The organism is Bradyrhizobium sp. LeoA1Lang (genome assembly GCF_055413685.1).
The window spans coordinates 1-17,508 of sequence record NZ_JBVAPG010000162.1 but is presented as its reverse complement, the minus strand read 5'-3'; the positions used below and the strand labels follow the sequence as shown (position 1 = coordinate 17,508).

Genomic DNA, 17,508 nt, shown 5'->3' with positions numbered 1-17,508 from the left:
GGAAAGGAAAAAATGGTCATTCGCATTGCGCTCGCCCGTAAGCTCCTGGTCCGCCTCAACGCCAAAGCACGCGAGGCGCGTGCCGCTTACGCCAATGCAACTTGACAATCCAGATAGTCGCTCATCCTGAGGAGCGCGAAGCGCGTCTCGATGGATGAGGCCACAGACGGGGGCCTCATCCTTCGAGACGGCGCTGCGCGCCTCCTCACCATGAGGGTCAGCCAGCCAATGTCTTCGAAATCTTTATCGCCTCCAATACTGCCGCTGAGCTGGCGACCCAGCCGAAGATGCCGCCCTGGGCCTTGATCATCTTCAGGCCCATCTCGTGAAATTCGGGAAAGTACGATGCGCAGCCGTCGGAAATGACGACGCAGCGATAGCCGCGGTCATTGGCCTCGCGCACGGTCGTGTTGACGCAGACTTCCGTGGTGACGCCGCACACCAGAAGATTCTCGATGCCGTATTTCTGCAGCACATCGTCCATCTCGGTGGCGTAGAACGCGCCCTTGCCGGGCTTGTCGATCACGATCTCGCTGTCGAGCGGATAGAGCTCGGGGATGATGTCGTGGCCGGCCTCGCCGCGGATGAGGATGCGGCCCATCGGACCGGGATCGCCGATACGCAATGATGGCGCGCCGCGTTCGACCTTGGCGGGCGGCGCGTCGGAAAGATCGGGCAGATGTCCTTCGCGGGTATGGATGACCAGCATGCCGGTGCCGCGCGCCGCCGACAGCACCGCGCCGATCGGCTTCACGGCGCGCGCAAGCTGGCTGACGTCATTGCCGAGCGTTTCGCCGAAGCCGCCGGGCTCCATGAAATCGCGCTGCATGTCGATGATGACGAGCGCGGTCTTGGTCCAGTCGAGCTCGATCGGCTCCGGCTCCGCGACGATCTTCCCCAATGGATCGCTTGAGTTCGCCATGACGTGCTCACCCCAAACAAGAGAATTCTTGATCAGGGGTTAAGCAAACGCCGTGCCATTGTGTACAATTCGAGATCGTGCGCTGCCGGACGCTCTCATCTGAAGAGATGGACGACCCCTATGCTGATGGCGAGCAGCACCAATAGCGAGAGCGTGACCGCGGCTGTCACGCGTCCTCCCACGGTGGCGATGACGCGGATATCAACGCCAAGCCCAAGGGCCGCCATCGACAGCACGGTGAGCAAAACCGCCGTCTTCGTCACCAGGGGGACCACCGCATCCGGAACGAGCTCGAACGATCGCAGCGCGGCAAGGACCAGAAAGCCGATGATGAACCAGGGCACCAATTTGAACGGACTGATCGCTGCCGCCTTCTCGTGCTTGCGGCGGCTGGCGACGAACAAAGAGAGGCCGATCACGATCGGTCCCAGCATCAGCACGCGCACCAGTTTCACGAGCGTCCCGATCTGCGTGCTGACGATGCCGGCAGGCACGGTCGCCGCAAGCACCTGGGGAACGGCATAGACCGTAAGTCCGGCCAGGATGCCGTATTGCGTCGCCGTCAATCCCAGGAGCGGGATCAGCAAGGGCAATCCCAGCACCATCAGCACGCCGAGAATGGCGGTAAATGAGATCGACGAGGCGATGTCGTCGCTGTGGGCGTCGATCACGGGGGCAACGGCCGCGATGGCCGAATTCCCGCAGATGGAATTACCGCAGGCGATCAGGATCGACAGCTTGGGCGGCAGGCCGAGCATGCGGCTGACCCCAAAACTAAGCGCCAGCATGATCGCAACCGTTCCCGCGATCGCGCCGATCAGCGCCAGGCCGGACGCCGCAATCGCGGCGAAGCTGATCGAGGCCCCCAGCAGCACGACCGCGACTTCGAGCAGTTGCTTGGCGCTGAAGGCGATCCCGGAGCGCCATCGCTCGGATGGATTCCAGGCGGTACGGATCGCCATTCCCAGGAGGATCGCGATCACCAGGGCTTCCACATAGGGATGGTCGAAGGCCCGTTCCTCCAGATGCTGGACGCCGACCGCGACGAGCGTGATCGCGCCGCACAGCAGGATGCCAGGAAAAAGGCTAACGGTGCGGGCGATGGCACTCGGGCGCCGCGCTGTTTCCTTGATGCTATTGATATTGTCCGCCACGGTGGCACTCCCTATCGGGAATAATTTATGCGCCTACCGTGATGTTTTGGCTAATATATTCTCCGATTTCCCCAGTAACGAGAAGTTATGTTCTGGAGCCTGAGGCGCACGTCCGATTCAAGCGGGCCAATGGCCCGCAAGCCAGGCGATTTCGGCTGGAACCCTATCTATAATGAGAGTGCAGGATGGAACGTCAGAGGGCTGCGAACAGGCCCTGCGCCCAGGCAACGGCGCGGTCGAAATTGAAGACGCCGGCCTCAAAATAGGCGGCGCGGGCGATCACGATGCCAGCGACGAGCAGCCAGAACGCGCCGGTGCCGGCGCGCAGCAGCCACGAGGACGCACGCCCAGGGGCGCGAACGCTCTCGGCCGTCATCGGCTCGCCAAACGCATCAAATCCGGGATTGCTCATGGCCGCTTCCATTGAAACCGTCCTTAAATGTCGTCAATTGCGGCCAGGAAGCAATGGTAGCGAAATGTCTTTTGCGGCAGCGACTTGGAAGCACGTTCTCCCATGTGCTCACGGGGAGGAATTTTCGTCCCCGCCCGTCCAAATAGCCCCGAACTCGCCGCCGATGCCATCGAGCCAGCACCGGGGCCCCAGAGACCTCAAACGGTACCGACCACACCCTCGACCAGATAGTCGGTCGTCTCCAACGCGGGATCATAGAGCCCGGTGTCCTTGGAGGTGATGACCTTGCCGGTATTGCTCTTCACTCCAGCGATGAAGATCGGCTTGCCCGCCTTCAACTCGGCGATCGCGGCGGTGGCGGCATTGCGGCCGGCTTCGCTGCAGCCGGCGCCGAACGGCGAGCTCACCACCATGTCCTTGTCGTAGCCGCCGATCACCATGTTTGGCAGCTTCTCGCCCTTGGCGATCATGCCGGCAAACCCCTTGTAGACCGTCTCCCACTTCAGCTCCGCGCCTGTGATGAAGCCCTTGGGCGCGAGATCCGCCTGGTTGGCGTTATGGCCGCAGCTCTTCACGCCGCGCTTCTCGGCGGTCTCGATCACCACCTTCGGGCTGTCGATGTGACAGGCGATGATATCGCAGCCGGCATCGACCAGCGCGTTCGCGGCTTCCGCCTCGCGCACCGGCAGGGCCCAATCGCCGGTGATGATGAGCTGCACCGTGACGTTTGGATTAACTTTGCGCGCGCCGAGCATGAACGAATTGACGTTGCGCAACACCAGCGGGATCGGCTTAGCAGCGATATAGCCGATCTTGTTCGCTTTGGTGGATAGGCCCGCGGCAATGCCGTTCACATAATGGCCCTGGTCCAGATAGCAGAAATAGCCGCCCGCGTTGGCCGGATGCTTGTCGGCCTGCCAGAGCGAGGTCGGATGGCGGAATTCGACCTTGGGATATTTCTTCGCCGCATCGACCATGAACGGGTTGAAGTAGCCAAAGGAGGTCGGAAACAGCAGCGTCGCACCGTCGATGTTGATCATCGACTCCATGGTTTTTGCAACCGCCACGGTCTCCGGCACGTTCTCTTCTTCGACGACCTTCACGCCCGGCACATCCTTGAGCGCCTTGGCGGCGACGGCATGGGCCTGGTTCCAGCCATAGTCCTGGCGAGAGCCGACATAGATGATGCCCACCATGAGATCGGCGGCGTGCGCCGGCTGGCCGAGGGCGGAAAGAACGAAGGGACTTGCGGCGGCTCCAGCGAGAAAGGTTCGGCGGGAAAGCGGAGGCGTGGTCATTGATACTCTCCTTGATCGCCGAACCTTTGGCGCGGCTTGGGTGACACTGGTGATGAAATCCTGTCCCCGCTCATTTCGCGGCCCGTGTCTTCCGCCGCGGCAGCCGCGCGATCTTTGATCCGTTGCCGGTGTCCGTCGTCTCCGTGTAGCGGGACAGCACCGCGCCGAGATCGAATTGCGCTTCGCGATCCTGATCGAGCAGCGCCCGGTGCTCGACCGCACCGAGGTGATGGTCCATCAGCTCGATCGCGGCCTCGGCATTGCGGCTGCGCAGCGCGGCCACAATCTCGCGGTGTTCGTTGACGGCGCAGTCTGCGGAATGCGGCCGGCCGTAGAGCGCCAGGATCAGCGAGCAGCGCGACACTACTTCGCCGAGATAGCGGCGGAGCAGATTGTTGCCCGCGAGCTCGCCAAGCTTGACATGGAATTCGCCCGCCAGACGGATGGAGACTCTCGCTTCGCCAGCCTTGCGCGCAGCTTCTTCCTTGCGGACATGCCCCTCGAGCTCGGCGCCGAATTCCGGCCGCCAGCGCGCGATCACCAGCCGCACCACTTCGCGCTCGATCGTGCGGCGGACCTCGAAGACCTCCCTCGCCTCTTCCAGAGTGGGTTTGGCCGTGGTGGCGGTGCGGCGCGGCGGCGCATCGACCAGGCCTTCCGATTGAAGTTGCGCTAGCGCCGCGCGCACCAGCGTGCGGCTCATGCGAAACTGGGCGCCGAGTTCGTCCTCCGGCAGCTTCGTGCCCGGCGGCAACGCCTGCTCGATGATCGCCTGGCGCAGCGCCTGGCAGGCAACATCAACCCGGGTCGATTTCTTGCTCATCCGAAATCCGCATGCGCCGTCGGACGAAAATGCGTCCGCGATTGCGCATACGATAATTCGAGGTTTCGTACACGGGATGAGGCAATTTTGGACGAAGCGCGCGAATAAGCGGCAGCACATCGCTCAAAGTTTACGCTTCGAATGGACGACAAAACGCAGGATAACTGCAGCTCGATATCCCGAGGCGCGCAGCTTTGTATACAGAATCTTGCTCCCTCGTATCGCTGCAGAGGAAATACCCATGGACGAAACGGTCGTCAAACTGCGATTGAACCAGCAACAGCTTGAACTGATGGACCGCACCATCGCGCAGGGTGTGGCCCCCGATCGTGCGGCGTTGGTCCGTCTCGCATTGCGCGAATACGCCGCCGGCAGAAAGACCGACCACGCAGGAAGCTCGCGATGACCACGCGCAAGATCACATCGGAATGGATCCTCGAGCCGGGGACCGGCAAGGCAATCGAATTGTTGAAGGGACAGGTCCTGCGCATCGAGCAGGTCGAAGGCGGCCAGTGCGCCGACTTCAACTGCTTCAACCTGCATGACTACAAGGAGTTCATGCATTGCGGCCGCACCCGCACCGTGCACGGCTTTCATCCGACCAAGGGCACCTTCATGTGGTCGGCGCCCCCGCGCGAGCGTGCGATGCTCTACATTCTCGAAGATACCGTCGGCCGCAACGACGTGCTATTCCCGCGCTGCAGCGCCTATGTCTATGAAGCGGCCTACGGCTTTTCCGTGCACACCAATTGCCACGACATCCAGGCGGAGGCGCAGCGCGAATACGGGCTGACGCCTGACGACGTCCACGATTCCTTCAATCTGTTCATGTGCACCGGCGTCGACGCCGACGGCCATGCCTACATGACCCGTCAGACCACCAAGCCCGGCGATTATGTCGACCTGCTGGCGTTGATGGACGTGCTGGCGATCCCCAATGTCTGCGGCGCCGACGTGATGAAGACCAGCAACTTTGCGCTGAAGCCGCTGAAGCTCACGGTGTTCGAGGCGACAGAGGCCGATCTCGCCAGCGTGCCGACGACGCCGGTGCTTGCCAGCCAGCGGACGCCGAAGGATTTCAAGAACCCGGTCATCAAGAGCGACCGCGCCTTGCGGCGGGACCCCGACTACAGGCCGGAGTTTCCGAACACGCCGATCGTGCTTACCGAACTGCCGGTCGTGCTGACGGCGGCGGAAACGGCGATGTTCAATGCGGTCAAACTCACCGACATCTACGGTGACGACGATGCGGCGGCGCTGCGCGACATCCTGTTCTCCTGGTGGGAGGAGCGCTTTCTGCAAGCCCATGCCGGCGCACCGGCGATCGAGGCCTGAGCGATGGACGCGATCCCTGCCCAGAAACCAACTCAAGACGAGGTCACCTTCGACTTCCGCAGGCTGTCGGCGCGCGAGCGCTACAAATTGATGATCGGCACCGTGGTGCCGCGGCCGATCGCGCTGGTGACGACGGTCGATCCGACGGGGCGCATCAATGCCGCCCCGTTCAGCTTCTTCAACTGCCTCTCCGCCGACCCGCCGATCCTCGCGCTCGGGGTGGAGAACCATCCCGACATGTCGTTCAAGGACACCGCGCTCAACATCCGCCTGACCGAGGTCTTCACCGTCAACATCGTATCGCACGCGATTGCGGAAGCGATGCATGTCTGCGCGGTGCCGTTTGCCGCCAGCCGCGACGAACTTGCCGCCGCGGGCCTGACGGCGATGCCCGGAACCGAAGTGGCCTCGCCCTGGATCAAGGAGGCTCCCGCCGCCTTCGAATGCCGCCGCCATGTCACGCTGGAACTGGGAAAGTCTCGCCAGATCATCCTCGGCGAGATCGTGTTCGCGCATTATCGGCGCGACGTGGTCGATGCCGAGCGGCTGCACATCGATCCGGCCAGGCTCGATGCGATCGCACGTCTTGGCGGCAACACCTGCGCCACCATCCGCGACCGCTTCGAAATGCTGACGCCGACGCTCGACGAATTCGAGGCGATGGCGGCGCCTGAAAAATAGTCTTTCGATGCAAGCAAAAATCGGATTTGCTTCTCTTGATCCCAGAAACGCTCAGAACTGAACAGGGAGTTCGACATGAACGGACTTGGCGGCCTCAACAAATCGCCCAATGGCGTCGTGATCGGGCTCGTTCAACTGCAATTGCCCGTTGTGGTGACCAAGGCGGATCTGGCGAAGCAGACCGAGAAGATCGTCTGGATGGTCGGCAAGGCGCGGCGCAATCTGTCCACGATGGATCTCGTCGTTTTTCCCGAATATTCGCTGCACGGCCTGTCGATGGACACCAATCCCGAGATCATGTGCCGGCTCGACGGGCCGGAGGTTGCGGCGTTCAAGCAGGCCTGCATCGACAACAAGATCTGGGGTTGCTTCTCCATCATGGAGTACAACCCCGACGGCAACCCTTACAATTCAGGCCTGATTATCGACGACCACGGCGAGATCAAGCTCTACTATCGCAAATTCCATCCCTGGATTCCGGTCGAGCCGTGGGAGCCCGGCGACATCGGCATTCCCGTGATCGAGGGACCGAAGGGCGCCAAGATCGCGTTGATCATCTGCCATGACGGCATGTTCCCGGAGATGGCGCGCGAATGCGCCTACAAGGGCGCGGAGATCATGATCCGCACCGCCGGCTACACCGCTCCGATCCGCGAGAGCTGGCGTTTTACAAATCAGGCGAACGCGTTCCAGAATCTGATGGTAACAGCCAATGTCTGCATGTGCGGCTCCGACGGCTCGTTCGATTCCATGGGCGAAGGCATGATCGTCAATTTCGACGGTACCATCATCGCGCATGGCACGACCGGGCGTGCGGATGAGATCATCACCGCCGAGGTACGGCCCGATCTGGTGCGCGAGGCGCGGATCAACTGGGGTGTCGAAAACAACATCTACCAGCTCTGGCACCGCGGCTATGTCGCAGTGAAGGGTGGCGCGATGGATTGTCCCTACACCTTCATGCAGGACATGGTCTCAGGTCACTTCCGATTGCCGTGGGAAGACCAGGTCAAGATCACCGACGGCACCTCCTGCGGCTTCCCTGCACCGACGCGCATGTTCGGCAAGACCGCGAAAGCGGCGGAGTGATTTGTAGGGTGGGCAAAGCGAAGCGTGCCCACCATTCACGAGCGGTGCAAGAGATGGTGGGCACGCTTCGCTTTGCCCACCCTACGGGCCACGAAAATTCTCGAGCAGCCGCAGCAAAACCCGCGCGCCGGCGTCGGCGTCGGCGAGGTCCACATGCTCGTCGGGGTGATGGCTGATGCCGCCGCGGCAGCGGACGAAGAGCATAGCGACGTCGGCGACATCAATCATCGCCATGCCGTCATGCCCCGCCCCGCTCGGCAGCTCGAACACGGAATATCCCTCGCCGGCCACCGCCTCCGCCACCTGCGCTTTCAGCCAGGACGCGCAGGGCACGGTGCGGTTCTCATGGGTGACGTCGAGTTGCAGCGCGAGCGAGCGGCGTTTCGCGATGGTCTCGATTTGACGAACGATATCGGCGACCGCGCGCTTGCGATGCATATCCGTGGGCGCGCGGATGTCGATGGTGAAGGAGACGAATCCCGGGATCACGTTGGTGGCGCCGGGCCTGGCATCGATATAGCCGACAGTGCCGACGAGACCGCCACCGTCGCTCTTGCAGAAACCCTCGATCGCCGTGATGCACTCGGCAGCGCCCGCTAACGCGTCGCGCCTGAGCGCCATCGGCACGGTGCCGGCATGGCCGGCCATGCCCGTGAGCTTTGCCGCAAGCCGCGTGGCGCCGGCGATCGCGGTCACCACGCCGACGGGCAGGTCTTTTTCTTCCAGCACCGGCCCCTGCTCGATATGCAGTTCGACATAGGCGAGCAGTTCGCGGCGGGCGCGCGCGGCGGCGCCGATATGATCGGGGTCGAGCCCGAAGGCGATCATCGCCTCGCGCATGGAAATGCCGGCATGGTCGCGCGCGCTCAGCACGCTTTCGTCGAACGTGCCGGCGACCGCACGGCTGCCGAGCAGCGTCGAAGCAAAGCGCACGCCTTCCTCGTCGGCAAAGCCGGTCACCTCGATCGCGAACGGCAATCGGCAGCCGCGCCGGTTGAGATCGGCGACGCAGGAGATCGCGGTGATGAGGCCGAGCGGTCCGTCCCATTTGCCGGCGTCGCGCACCGTGTCGTAATGCGAGCCCAGCATCAGGCACGGCAGGCCGGGCCTCTCGCCCTCGTAACGGCCGCAGACATTGCCGATCGCGTCGAGATGCGCGCTCATCCCGGCCTCGCGCATCCAGGACAGAAGGAGATCAGCCGCCTTGCGGTGCTCGGGCGTCAGATAGATTCGCGCCAAATGCTCAGGCGTCTCCGATATCGCCGCAAGCTGGTCGATGCGGGCAACGATCTCCTCGCCAAGCAAAGATGGTCTGGTCCCGGCTCCCGCCGCGTCTTTCTTGCTCATGCTTTTCCAGTGAAGCGCCGCTTCGATGCCCGCGTCGGGATCGATACAAGTTCAATGCCAGCCCCTTGGCGCACGATCAACGCCCCAAATAGTGCTCAGCGGCCTTGCATACAATTGTCTGGTAACGCTCAATAATTAGGCTGACGCAGCATCGCTCAAAGTTTGAGCGGAATACGGAATCGAATAATACCCAAGCTATTTCAATAAATTGGTATTTCATGCCCGCCAGATAGGCTCTGGCACGAAGCTTGCGACATCCCGCCCGAGCTCCGCCGTTGGCGCGGATGCGCAACGACCGGCGGCCGGACCGCCCCAGGGGAGCAGGCAATGGATTTCAGCAGGATTTCACGACGGCATTTATTGCAAGGCGGCGCCGCGCTGGCGCTCAGCGGCACGATCGGCGCGCGCACGGCGCAGGCGGCCGAGACCACCATCGGCTTCATCTATGTCGGATCGCGTGACGACTACGGCTACAACCAGGCCCACGCGCAAGGCGCGGCGGCGCTGAAGAAACTGCCCGGCATCAAGGTGGTCGAGGAAGAGAAGGTGCCGGAGACCGATGCTGTCGAGAAGACCATGGAGTCCATGATCAATCTCGACGGCTCCACGCTGCTGTTCCCGACCTCGTTCGGATACTTCAGTCCGCACATGGTCAAGGTAGCGAACAAATATCCGAAGATCCGCTTCGAGCATTGCGGCGGCTTGTGGACCGAGAAGGACCCGAAGAACGCCGGCAGCTATTTCGGCTATATCGACGAGGCGCAGTTCATTTCCGGTATCGTTGCGGGCTATTCGACCAAGAGCGGCAAGCTCGGCTTCGTCGCCGCCAAGCCAATCCCGCAGGTGCTGCGCAACATCAACGCCTTCACGCTCGGCGCCAAGCTCGCCAACCCGAAGGCGACGACGCAGGTGATTTTCACCGGCGACTGGTCGATGCCGGTCAAGGAAGCCGAGGCCACCAACAGCCTGATCGACCAGGGCGTCGACGTGCTGACCTGCCATGTCGACGGCCCCAAGACGATGGTCGAGAACGCTGCTCGCCGCGGCGCTTTTGTCTGCGGTTACCATGTCAACCAATCCCCGCTCGCGCCGAAGGCCTATCTCACCGGCGCCGAATGGAACTGGGAAGCGCTCTATCCGAAATTCCTGAAGATGATCGCGTCGGGCGAATCGATCCCGAACTTCTATCGTGGCGGCCTGAAGGAAGAGATCGTCAAATGCTCGCCCTATGGCGAAACGGTCTCGGCCGAAGCGCGCAAGCATGCCGACGAGATGAAGGCAAAGCTCGTCGCCGGCGAATACACCATCTTCAAGGGACCGATCCTCGACAACAAGGGCAAGACGGTGATCGCGTCCGGCATCGAGCGCGCCCAGAAGGATCCTGAGCTCGAGAAGATGGACTATCTGATCGAAGGCGTGATCGGAGCGACTTCGTGACGACGGACACGGCCGACTCGGCCGAGGCGGTCGGGGCGGTCGGGGCGGTCGGGGTCGCCCCGGCCGCCGATCCCGGTTTCCTGCAGCGCTACGGCGCCGCCATCGAGTACATCCTGATCCCGGGCGCCGCCCTGATCGGCGCGCTCGCGACCTTCGGCGTGTTCGTCGCGCTCTACGGCAAGAATCCGCTCGATCTCTATTTCTACATGTACCAGGGCGCGTTCGGCACCTGGTTCTCCTGGCAGAACACGCTGACCCGCGCCGCGCCGTTGATCCTGACCGCGCTGTGCACGGCGCTGCCGGCGCAGCTCGGCATGGTCATCATCGGCGGCGAAGGCGCGCTCCTGATCGGCGCGCTCTCCGCGACCAGCGCGGCGCTCGCCATGCAATGGGCGCCGCCGCTGGTGGTGCAGATCGCGATGGTCATTGCCGGCGTGATCGGCGGCGGATTGTGGATCACGCTATCAGGCGCGCTCCGTCAGTATCGCGGCGTCAACGAGACGATCTCGAGCCTACTGCTGGTCTATATCGCGCTCGCGATCCTCAACCATCTCGTCGAAGGCGTGATGCGCGATCCCTCCAGTCTCAACAAGCCGTCGACGCGGGAGATCGGCGCCGCCAACATGATCGGCACCATCCCCGGCACCGACGTGCATTGGGGCCTGGTGTTCGGCCTCGTCTGCGCGATCGCCTCCTACATCCTGATCTATCACACCACCTTCGGCTTTGCCGCACGTGTCGCCGGCGGCAATATCCGCGCTGCGAAGATCGTCGGACTTGGCGTCGGCAAATTGATCATGACGATCTGCTTTCTCGCCGGCGCCTGCGCGGGCCTTGCCGGCATGATCGAGGTCGCCGCCGTCCAGGGCCGCACCAACGCCAATCTCGCCGCGGGCTATGGCTTCACCGGCATCCTGGTCGCCTTCCTGGCGCGGCAGAATCCGCTCGCGGTCATTCCGGTCGCGATCCTGCTCGGCGGCATCAGCGCCAGTGGCGGCCTCCTGCAGCGACGGCTCGGACTGCCCGACGCGTCCGTGTTGGTGCTGCAGGGCATCATCTTCGTGTTCGTGCTGGCCAGCGACGCGCTCTACGGACGCATTGGCTTCCTGAAAGGAAAGTCCTGACATGGCAGACGCATCGATCGGGCTGTGGACCGTCCCGCTCGCCGTGCTCGGCGGCGCCATCCGTGTCTCGACACCGTTCCTGTTCGTCAGTCTCGGCGAATGCATCACCGAGCGGAGCGGCCGCATCAATCTCGGCCTCGAGGGCACGCTGGTGATGGGCGCGATGAGCGCCTACGGCATCTCCTATCTCTCCGGCTCGCCCTGGCTGGGCGTGCTTGCCGCCGGCGTCACCGGCGCGCTGCTCGGCGCGCTCCATGCCGGCATCTGCTCATTGCCGCGCGTGAACGACGTCGCGGTCGGCATCGCGCTGATGCTGTTCGGCATCGGGCTCGCTTTCTTCCTCGGCAAGCCATTGATCGAACCGACCGCGCCGCGGCTGCCCGCGATCGATTTCGGCTGGTGGAGCGACATTCCGCAGGTCCGCGCCGCACTCCGCATCAATGTGCTGTTCCTGATCGGCGTCGCAATCGCCCCCATTCTCTATTGGGCGTTCAAGACCACGCGCTGGGGGCTCCTGATCCGCACCGCCGGCGAAAGCTCGGACGCGGCGCGGGCGATGGGCCATTCGGTGCTGCTGATCCGGCTGCGCGCCACCATGGTCGGCGGCTTCCTCGCCGGGATCGGCGGCTCGTTCCTGTCGCTGTTCTATCCCGGAAGCTGGAACGAAGGCCTTTCCAGCGGACAGGGCATCACTGCGGTTGCGCTCGTGATCTTCGCGCGCTGGGATCCCCTGCTCTGCCTGTGGGCGTCGCTTGCTTTTGGCGGCGCCGCGGCGCTGGGACCGGCGCTGCAATCGGTCGGCGTCACCTCGGGCTATCACCTGTTCAATGCTGCGCCGTACATCCTGACGCTCGCGATCATGATCATCACCTGCTCGCCGAAACGCACGCTGACCGGCGCCCCGGCCGAGCTTTCCATCACCCGATAACACGCGCAGCAACGAGGTCGTCCATGCCCGAGCGCACCATCAAGTCCGAGCCCTACGCCTGGCCCTACAATGGCGATCTCCGCCCGGGAAACACCGCGCTCATCATCATCGACATGCAGATCGACTTCTGCGGCGTCGGCGGCTATGTCGACAAGATGGGCTACGACCTCTCGCTGACGCGGGCGCCGATCGAGCCGATCAAGCGCCTGCTCGCGGTGATGCGGAGCCAGGGCTATCACATCATCCACACCCGCGAGGGCCACCGCACCGATCTCGCCGATCTTCCCGCCAACAAGCGTTGGCGCTCGCGCCAGATCGGCGCCGGCATCGGCGATCCCGGTCCTTGCGGCCGCATCCTGGTGCGCGGCGAGCCCGGTTGGGAGATCATTCCCGATCTTGCCCCCCTGCCGGGCGAGCCGATCATCGACAAACCCGGTAAGGGCTCGTTCTGTGCGACCGACCTGGAGCTGATGCTGCGCCTGCGCGGCATTGAGAACATCGTGCTGACCGGCATCACCACCGACGTCTGCGTCCATACCACGATGCGCGAGGCCAACGACCGCGGCTTCGAATGCGTGCTGATCGAGGATTGCTGCGGCGCGACCGACAAGAGCAATCACGATCATGCGCTGAAGATGATCAAGATGCAGGGCGGCGTGTTCGGCGCGGTGGCGAAATCCGCCGACCTGATCGGAGCGATCTCGTGATCATCGGCGAGACGCCCGCCCCCACCGGCGCCTTCGGTGTCGATGCCATCGCCATGACCATGCGCTTTGGCGATTTCCTGGCGCTCGACAATGTCGAATTGAAGGTGCGTCCCGGCTCGTTTCACGCGCTGCTCGGCGAGAACGGTGCGGGCAAGAGCACGCTGGTGAAGTGCATCATGGGCTATTACCTCGCAACCCAGGGCGACATCCTGATCGGCGGGCGTGAGCAGAAGATCGGCAACCCGAAGGACGCGCACGCGCTCGGGCTCGGCATGGTCTACCAGCATTTCACCCTGGTCCCTGCGATGACGGTCGCGGAGAATCTCGTGCTGGCGCGCGACGACGTGCCTGTTGTGGTGGACTGGGGCAAGGAGAAGAAGGAGCTCGAGGCGTTCCTCGCGCGGATGCCATTCAAGGTGCCGCTGGACGCCAAGGTTTCCGACATCTCGGCCGGCGAGCGGCAGAAGTGCGAGATCCTCAAGCAGCTCTATCTGAAGCGGCGCTTCCTGATCCTGGACGAGCCGACCTCGGTGCTGACGCCGGGCGAGGCCGACGAAGTTTTGGGCATGCTGCGCGCGATGGTCGTATCAGGTGAATTGACCATCCTGATGATCACGCACAAGTTCCGCGAGGTGATGGCCTTTGCCGATGAGGTGACCATCCTGCGGCGTGGAAAACTCGCCGGCCAGGGCCGCGTCGCCGAGCTCACGCCGGATGCCATGGCGCGCACCATGATCGGCGCCGAGCAATTGACCGTGCAGCCGCCCCGCGTCGGCGAAGTCGGCGAGGCGCGCCTCGAGCTCAACAGCCTCACCGCACTCGACGATGCCGGGGCGGTGGCCGTCCACAACGTCTCGCTCACGGTCCGCGGCGGCGAGATCGTGGGCATCGCCGGCGTCTCCGGCAATGGCCAGCGCCAGCTCGTGGAAGTGCTCGCCGGCCAGCGCGACGCCGAGAGCGGCGAAGTCCGCATCCGCGGCGAGCGCTATTCGGCGACGCGTGAGGAGATGCGCCGGCACAAGATGTCGCTATTGCCCGAGGAGCCGCTCAAGAACGCCTGCGTCGGCGGCATGAGCGTGGCCGACAACATCGCCTTCCGCGAATTCGACCGCGCCCCCTTCGCCAAGGGCGGCTGGTGGCTGAGTGGCGCGGCCTTTCGCAGGAATGCCGAACGCAAGATCGGCCTCTATAAGATCAAGACCCGCACACCGGATACGCCTATCTCCGCGCTCTCGGGCGGCAACGTCCAGCGCGCGGTGCTGGCGCGCGAGCTCGGCGGCGAGGTCGAGGTGCTGATTGCTGCCAATCCCTGCTTCGGGCTCGATTTCGCCGCCGTGGCGCAGATCCATGCCGAGATCATGGCGGCGCGCAACCGCGGCGCGGCGGTGCTTCTCGTCAGCGAAGACCTTGACGAACTGCTCGAACTTTCCGACCGTCTGGTCGTGATGTTCCACGGTGAGCTCGTCCACGAGGCCCGCGCCAGCGAAGCCGATCTCACCGAGATCGGGCGGCATATGGCGGGACATTGATGACGGATATTTCTGCGCTGACCCAGGAAGAAGCTGACCTGCATTTCCTGCGGCGGTCCTTCGAGGTCGCCCGCCGCTCCGTCACCCACGGCAATCATCCCTTCGGCTCGGTTCTGGTCGACCAGAATCGCAACGTGCTGATGGAAGTCGAGAACGGCTACATGCCCTCCCGTGACGGCACCGCGCATGCCGAGCGCCTGCTCGCGACCAAGGCCTGCACGACGCTGGCGCCTGAGGTCCTCCAGCACGCCACGCTCTATTCGTCCGCAGAGCCCTGCGCGATGTGCGCGGGCGCGATCTACTGGGCCGGCATCGGGCGCCTGGTCTATGCGTTAAGCGAACATCGCCTGCGCGAGATCACCGGCAATCATCCGGAAAATCCGACCCTCGACCTGCCCTGCCGCGAAGTATTCCGCACCGGACAGCGACCGACCGATGTCGTGGGGCCGCTGATCGAGGACGAGGCGGCGAAGCTCCACGCCGGCCTCTGGCAGAAATAGCGCCCGAAGGACTGCCAACCTACCTCGCCTGCGTCTTGTCCACGCTCTTAAGAAAAAAATGGCGCCGCGGGTTCATCGCGGCGCCCAGTTCACCTGGAGAACGGGTCAGGTGGTTAGAACTTCATGGTGATACCGCCGTAGACCGTCGACTCGGTGCAGCTATTGGTGCTGTACGTCACTCCGGCCGCGTTGGTGAGGGTGCAGACGCCAGGCGCTGCGTTGTGGTCGAGGCCGAACTTGTTCTGCCAGTAGCGGTAGGCAACCCAGAGATCGACGAAGTGGGTGTACTTCGGTCCCCAGACCGCCTTGCTGGCGTCGAAGGTCAGACGGATCGGCTCGCTGTTGAACTCAACTGCGGTGCCGGTGCTGAACGGACCGGTGCCGAAGCCAACCAGCGGATTGTTCTGGTCACCCTTCTTGCCGTACCAGGCGGCGCGGCCGCTGATCGAGAAGTACTGCATGTATTCCGGCAGGAAGCCGAGGTCCATATAGTAGTTGGTTTCGACCGCCCAGGTCGGATTGAAGCTGGTATTGCCGTCCGAAAGGCAGGTGGCGCCGGGAGCCGGATACGGAATGCCGGGACCGAACAGTCCGCACTGGTTGAAGGCGTTGTGGTTGGAGAACTCCCAGGACGCCAACGGCGACACGTTGAAGTAGCCTTTATAGGGCAGAGCGAATTCGAACTGCAGACCGGCGACGACCTGTCGCTTGGCCGGGGCGAGGAAGTTGTTCTCGCTGTTGCCGTCCATACCGACTTCGAAGGAGACGTTGGTGAGCGGTCCGACGTTGAAGGCCTTGGTGTTGAAGATCTGATTGAAGCCGAAGGTCGAGCGGAACAGGCCGTAGATTTCGGTGGCGCCGGCGCAATTGGCTGACGCGCCAGTGATCAGCACGCCGGCATTGGAGCACGGCGAAGCCGGATCGTTCTGACCCGACTTGAACATCGAGATCGTGAAGAAGTTGGTGCCGTAGGTCCAGATGTCGAAGTGGGTGAACGAGTAGACCTGCTTGGCCGTCGTGCCGTTGATCGTACCGTTCGGCTGAATGGAGAACACGCCGGGATCGGTGCCCTTGGGCATCCAGGAGAAGGTCACGCGGTTATCGACCAGCAGGAAGAACGGCAAATCAGGCGCGGGCTTTGGCGCCTTGACCGGCAGGTCGGCCGCGCTGGCGAAGCCGGCGGGCGCGAGTGTGGCAAGTGACAGTGCCGCGGCTGCCAGGTTTCGAAGACTGAGCATATTCGTGTGTACCCCCAAGTTGACGTGCGAAAGTTCGAGGCCCTTCGCAACGACACTTGCGCCGTTCCCCTGAAGTGAGAAGCCTCAAGTTTTTTCACAGCGTGCTGCAAGTTTCGGCACGTAACGACTGCAACGTCAGTGTTTTAGGGAGTGGCCAGCGGCGAGGCGCAAACGCCCAAGCAACCTCCGCGCGTGGCGCGCATTTTCCGCTTTTGCCTATTTCTATTGGTTTTCTGCGGCGTTTGAGCGCAGCGCCTTGCGACGCTGCACGATCACCACGCGTAATCGTACACAGTCGAAACTTGGCTGCTCAACTTTTTGTCAGCACTGCTTAGACAGTCTCGAATTGTCTCGACCGTCGCAAATATGCAACAGCGATCGAATGACGTCCGCGCGGAGTGGAAGCCGCAAAAGAAGTCAGTAGCGCGGCTCACATCATTCTCAGTGTCGTCTCCGCGAAGGCGGGGGAGCCATAACCACAGGGAGGTGTTGTGGCAGGAGCAAGCGGTTGTAGCGGGGGACACAACAAAGGCCTGTGGCTATGGGTCATGGGGCAAGCCCGGGACGACGCGGGGTGAGTTCTGATTCAAATGTCAAACAGCTCATCCGCTGTCATCGTCCGCCACCGGGTCGGCGCAAAGCGCCGCCCGATGACAGGCTCCGGCGGACGATCCAGTATTCCAGAGGCAGCCGTGCTTGAGCCGAGAGGCCGCCGGATACTGGATGCCCCGCCTTCGCGGGGCATGACGGTGGAGTGTGTGAGGGGATGTGAGTTCGCGTTCTCGCGGCGCGTTGCGCCCGAGCTTTGCGTCTCGTTTCACCCTCCTCGATAGCAGAGGGCGCAGGGAAAGCCGGGCGCTGGTTGCACCCGTGGGTCCCGTGCAACAAAAAGCACGGGGGTAGGACCACAGGTTCAACCGAAGCATTCCGGCTTTCCCTGCGCGATGGTGTTACGGCTTCCTTCGTGCTCTCCCCGGTGACCGG

Annotated in this window: 17 protein-coding genes and 1 pseudogene; 11 read left to right on the top strand and 7 right to left on the bottom strand. The window is 63.2% G+C overall.

Features of this window, described 5'->3' with window-relative positions; all coding sequences use genetic code 11:
* Positions 1 to 105: pseudogene (locus ACZYOF_RS35335) on the top strand (IS110 family transposase); the annotation flags it as partial.
* 112 nt (positions 106 to 217) lie between these two features.
* Here ACZYOF_RS35335 and ACZYOF_RS35330 read toward each other — a convergent pair.
* The 5 genes from ACZYOF_RS35330 to ACZYOF_RS35310 all read right to left on the bottom strand — a co-directional run bounded on the left by ACZYOF_RS35330 (position 218) and on the right by ACZYOF_RS35310 (position 4,609).
* Positions 218 to 922, bottom strand: a complete 705-nt coding sequence (locus ACZYOF_RS35330) for a cysteine hydrolase family protein (RefSeq protein ID WP_463718655.1) — start codon at positions 920 to 922, stop codon at positions 218 to 220.
* A gap of 95 nt (positions 923 to 1,017) precedes the next feature.
* A complete protein-coding gene (locus tag ACZYOF_RS35325; RefSeq protein WP_463718654.1) occupies positions 1,018 to 2,076 on the bottom strand; it encodes a YeiH family protein in 1,059 nt (352 codons plus the stop codon).
* Between the two features lie 193 nt (positions 2,077 to 2,269).
* Positions 2,270 to 2,488: a hypothetical protein gene (locus ACZYOF_RS35320; RefSeq protein ID WP_130579654.1), complete on the bottom strand. Its 219-nt coding sequence runs from the start codon at positions 2,486 to 2,488 to the stop codon at positions 2,270 to 2,272.
* Positions 2,489 to 2,685: 197 nt separating this feature from the next.
* Positions 2,686 to 3,786, bottom strand: a complete 1,101-nt coding sequence (locus ACZYOF_RS35315; RefSeq protein WP_463718653.1) for a BMP family ABC transporter substrate-binding protein — start codon at positions 3,784 to 3,786, stop codon at positions 2,686 to 2,688.
* A 70-nt stretch (positions 3,787 to 3,856) separates the two neighbouring features.
* Positions 3,857 to 4,609: a GntR family transcriptional regulator gene (locus tag ACZYOF_RS35310; RefSeq protein ID WP_463718652.1), complete on the bottom strand. Its 753-nt coding sequence runs from the start codon at positions 4,607 to 4,609 to the stop codon at positions 3,857 to 3,859.
* A 241-nt stretch (positions 4,610 to 4,850) separates the two neighbouring features.
* Here ACZYOF_RS35310 and ACZYOF_RS35305 point away from each other — a divergent pair, with 241 nt between their 5' ends.
* The 4 genes from ACZYOF_RS35305 (at position 4,851) to ACZYOF_RS35290 (ending at position 7,714) form a co-directional block, all read left to right on the top strand.
* On the top strand, positions 4,851 to 5,015 hold the full coding sequence (locus ACZYOF_RS35305; RefSeq protein WP_463718651.1) for a hypothetical protein: 165 nt from the start codon (positions 4,851 to 4,853) through the stop codon (positions 5,013 to 5,015).
* Positions 5,012 to 5,944, top strand: coding sequence for a DUF1989 domain-containing protein (locus ACZYOF_RS35300; RefSeq protein WP_463718650.1), 933 nt, complete (start codon positions 5,012 to 5,014; stop codon positions 5,942 to 5,944). The genes ACZYOF_RS35305 and ACZYOF_RS35300 overlap by 4 nt, the downstream gene beginning before the upstream one ends.
* 3 nt (positions 5,945 to 5,947) lie before the next feature.
* Complete coding sequence (locus ACZYOF_RS35295) at positions 5,948 to 6,625, top strand: flavin reductase family protein (protein WP_463718649.1); 678 nt, start codon at positions 5,948 to 5,950, stop codon at positions 6,623 to 6,625.
* Between the two features lie 75 nt (positions 6,626 to 6,700).
* Complete coding sequence (locus tag ACZYOF_RS35290) at positions 6,701 to 7,714, top strand: formamidase (protein WP_463718648.1); 1,014 nt, start codon at positions 6,701 to 6,703, stop codon at positions 7,712 to 7,714.
* An 81-nt stretch (positions 7,715 to 7,795) separates the two neighbouring features.
* Here ACZYOF_RS35290 and ACZYOF_RS35285 read toward each other — a convergent pair whose 3' ends face one another.
* The gene (locus ACZYOF_RS35285) at positions 7,796 to 9,061 is read right to left on the bottom strand and encodes an allantoate amidohydrolase (protein ID WP_463718647.1); all 1,266 of its coding nucleotides are present in this window, start codon (positions 9,059 to 9,061) and stop codon (positions 7,796 to 7,798) included.
* A gap of 327 nt (positions 9,062 to 9,388) precedes the next feature.
* Here ACZYOF_RS35285 and ACZYOF_RS35280 point away from each other — a divergent pair, with 327 nt between their 5' ends.
* From ACZYOF_RS35280 to ACZYOF_RS35255, 6 genes are read left to right on the top strand one after another with little or no spacing between them, the layout of a single operon-like run.
* Positions 9,389 to 10,498 carry a BMP family ABC transporter substrate-binding protein gene (locus ACZYOF_RS35280; protein ID WP_463718646.1) on the top strand — a complete coding sequence of 370 codons (1,110 nt, stop codon included), beginning with the start codon at positions 9,389 to 9,391 and terminating at the stop codon, positions 10,496 to 10,498.
* Positions 10,495 to 11,622 (top strand): ABC transporter permease, encoded by a 1,128-nt coding sequence (locus tag ACZYOF_RS35275; RefSeq protein ID WP_463718645.1) that lies wholly within the window; start codon positions 10,495 to 10,497, stop codon positions 11,620 to 11,622. Before ACZYOF_RS35280 ends, ACZYOF_RS35275 begins: the two co-directional genes overlap by 4 nt.
* A 1-nt stretch (position 11,623) precedes the next feature.
* Complete coding sequence (locus ACZYOF_RS35270; RefSeq protein WP_463718644.1) at positions 11,624 to 12,550, top strand: ABC transporter permease; 927 nt, start codon at positions 11,624 to 11,626, stop codon at positions 12,548 to 12,550.
* A 23-nt stretch (positions 12,551 to 12,573) separates the two neighbouring features.
* Positions 12,574 to 13,257 carry a biuret amidohydrolase gene (gene biuH / locus ACZYOF_RS35265; RefSeq protein WP_463718643.1) on the top strand — a complete coding sequence of 228 codons (684 nt, stop codon included), beginning with the start codon at positions 12,574 to 12,576 and terminating at the stop codon, positions 13,255 to 13,257.
* Entirely contained in the window at positions 13,254 to 14,786 is a 1,533-nt protein-coding gene (locus ACZYOF_RS35260) for an ABC transporter ATP-binding protein (protein WP_463718642.1), read from the top strand. Before biuH ends, ACZYOF_RS35260 begins: the two co-directional genes overlap by 4 nt.
* Positions 14,786 to 15,286: a nucleoside deaminase gene (locus ACZYOF_RS35255; protein ID WP_463718641.1), complete on the top strand. Its 501-nt coding sequence runs from the start codon at positions 14,786 to 14,788 to the stop codon at positions 15,284 to 15,286. The genes ACZYOF_RS35260 and ACZYOF_RS35255 overlap by 1 nt, the downstream gene beginning before the upstream one ends.
* Positions 15,287 to 15,399: 113 nt before the next feature.
* Here ACZYOF_RS35255 and ACZYOF_RS35250 read toward each other — a convergent pair whose 3' ends face one another.
* Positions 15,400 to 16,524, bottom strand: coding sequence for a hypothetical protein (locus ACZYOF_RS35250; RefSeq protein WP_463718640.1), 1,125 nt, complete (start codon positions 16,522 to 16,524; stop codon positions 15,400 to 15,402).
* Between the last annotated feature and the right edge of the window lie 984 nt (positions 16,525 to 17,508).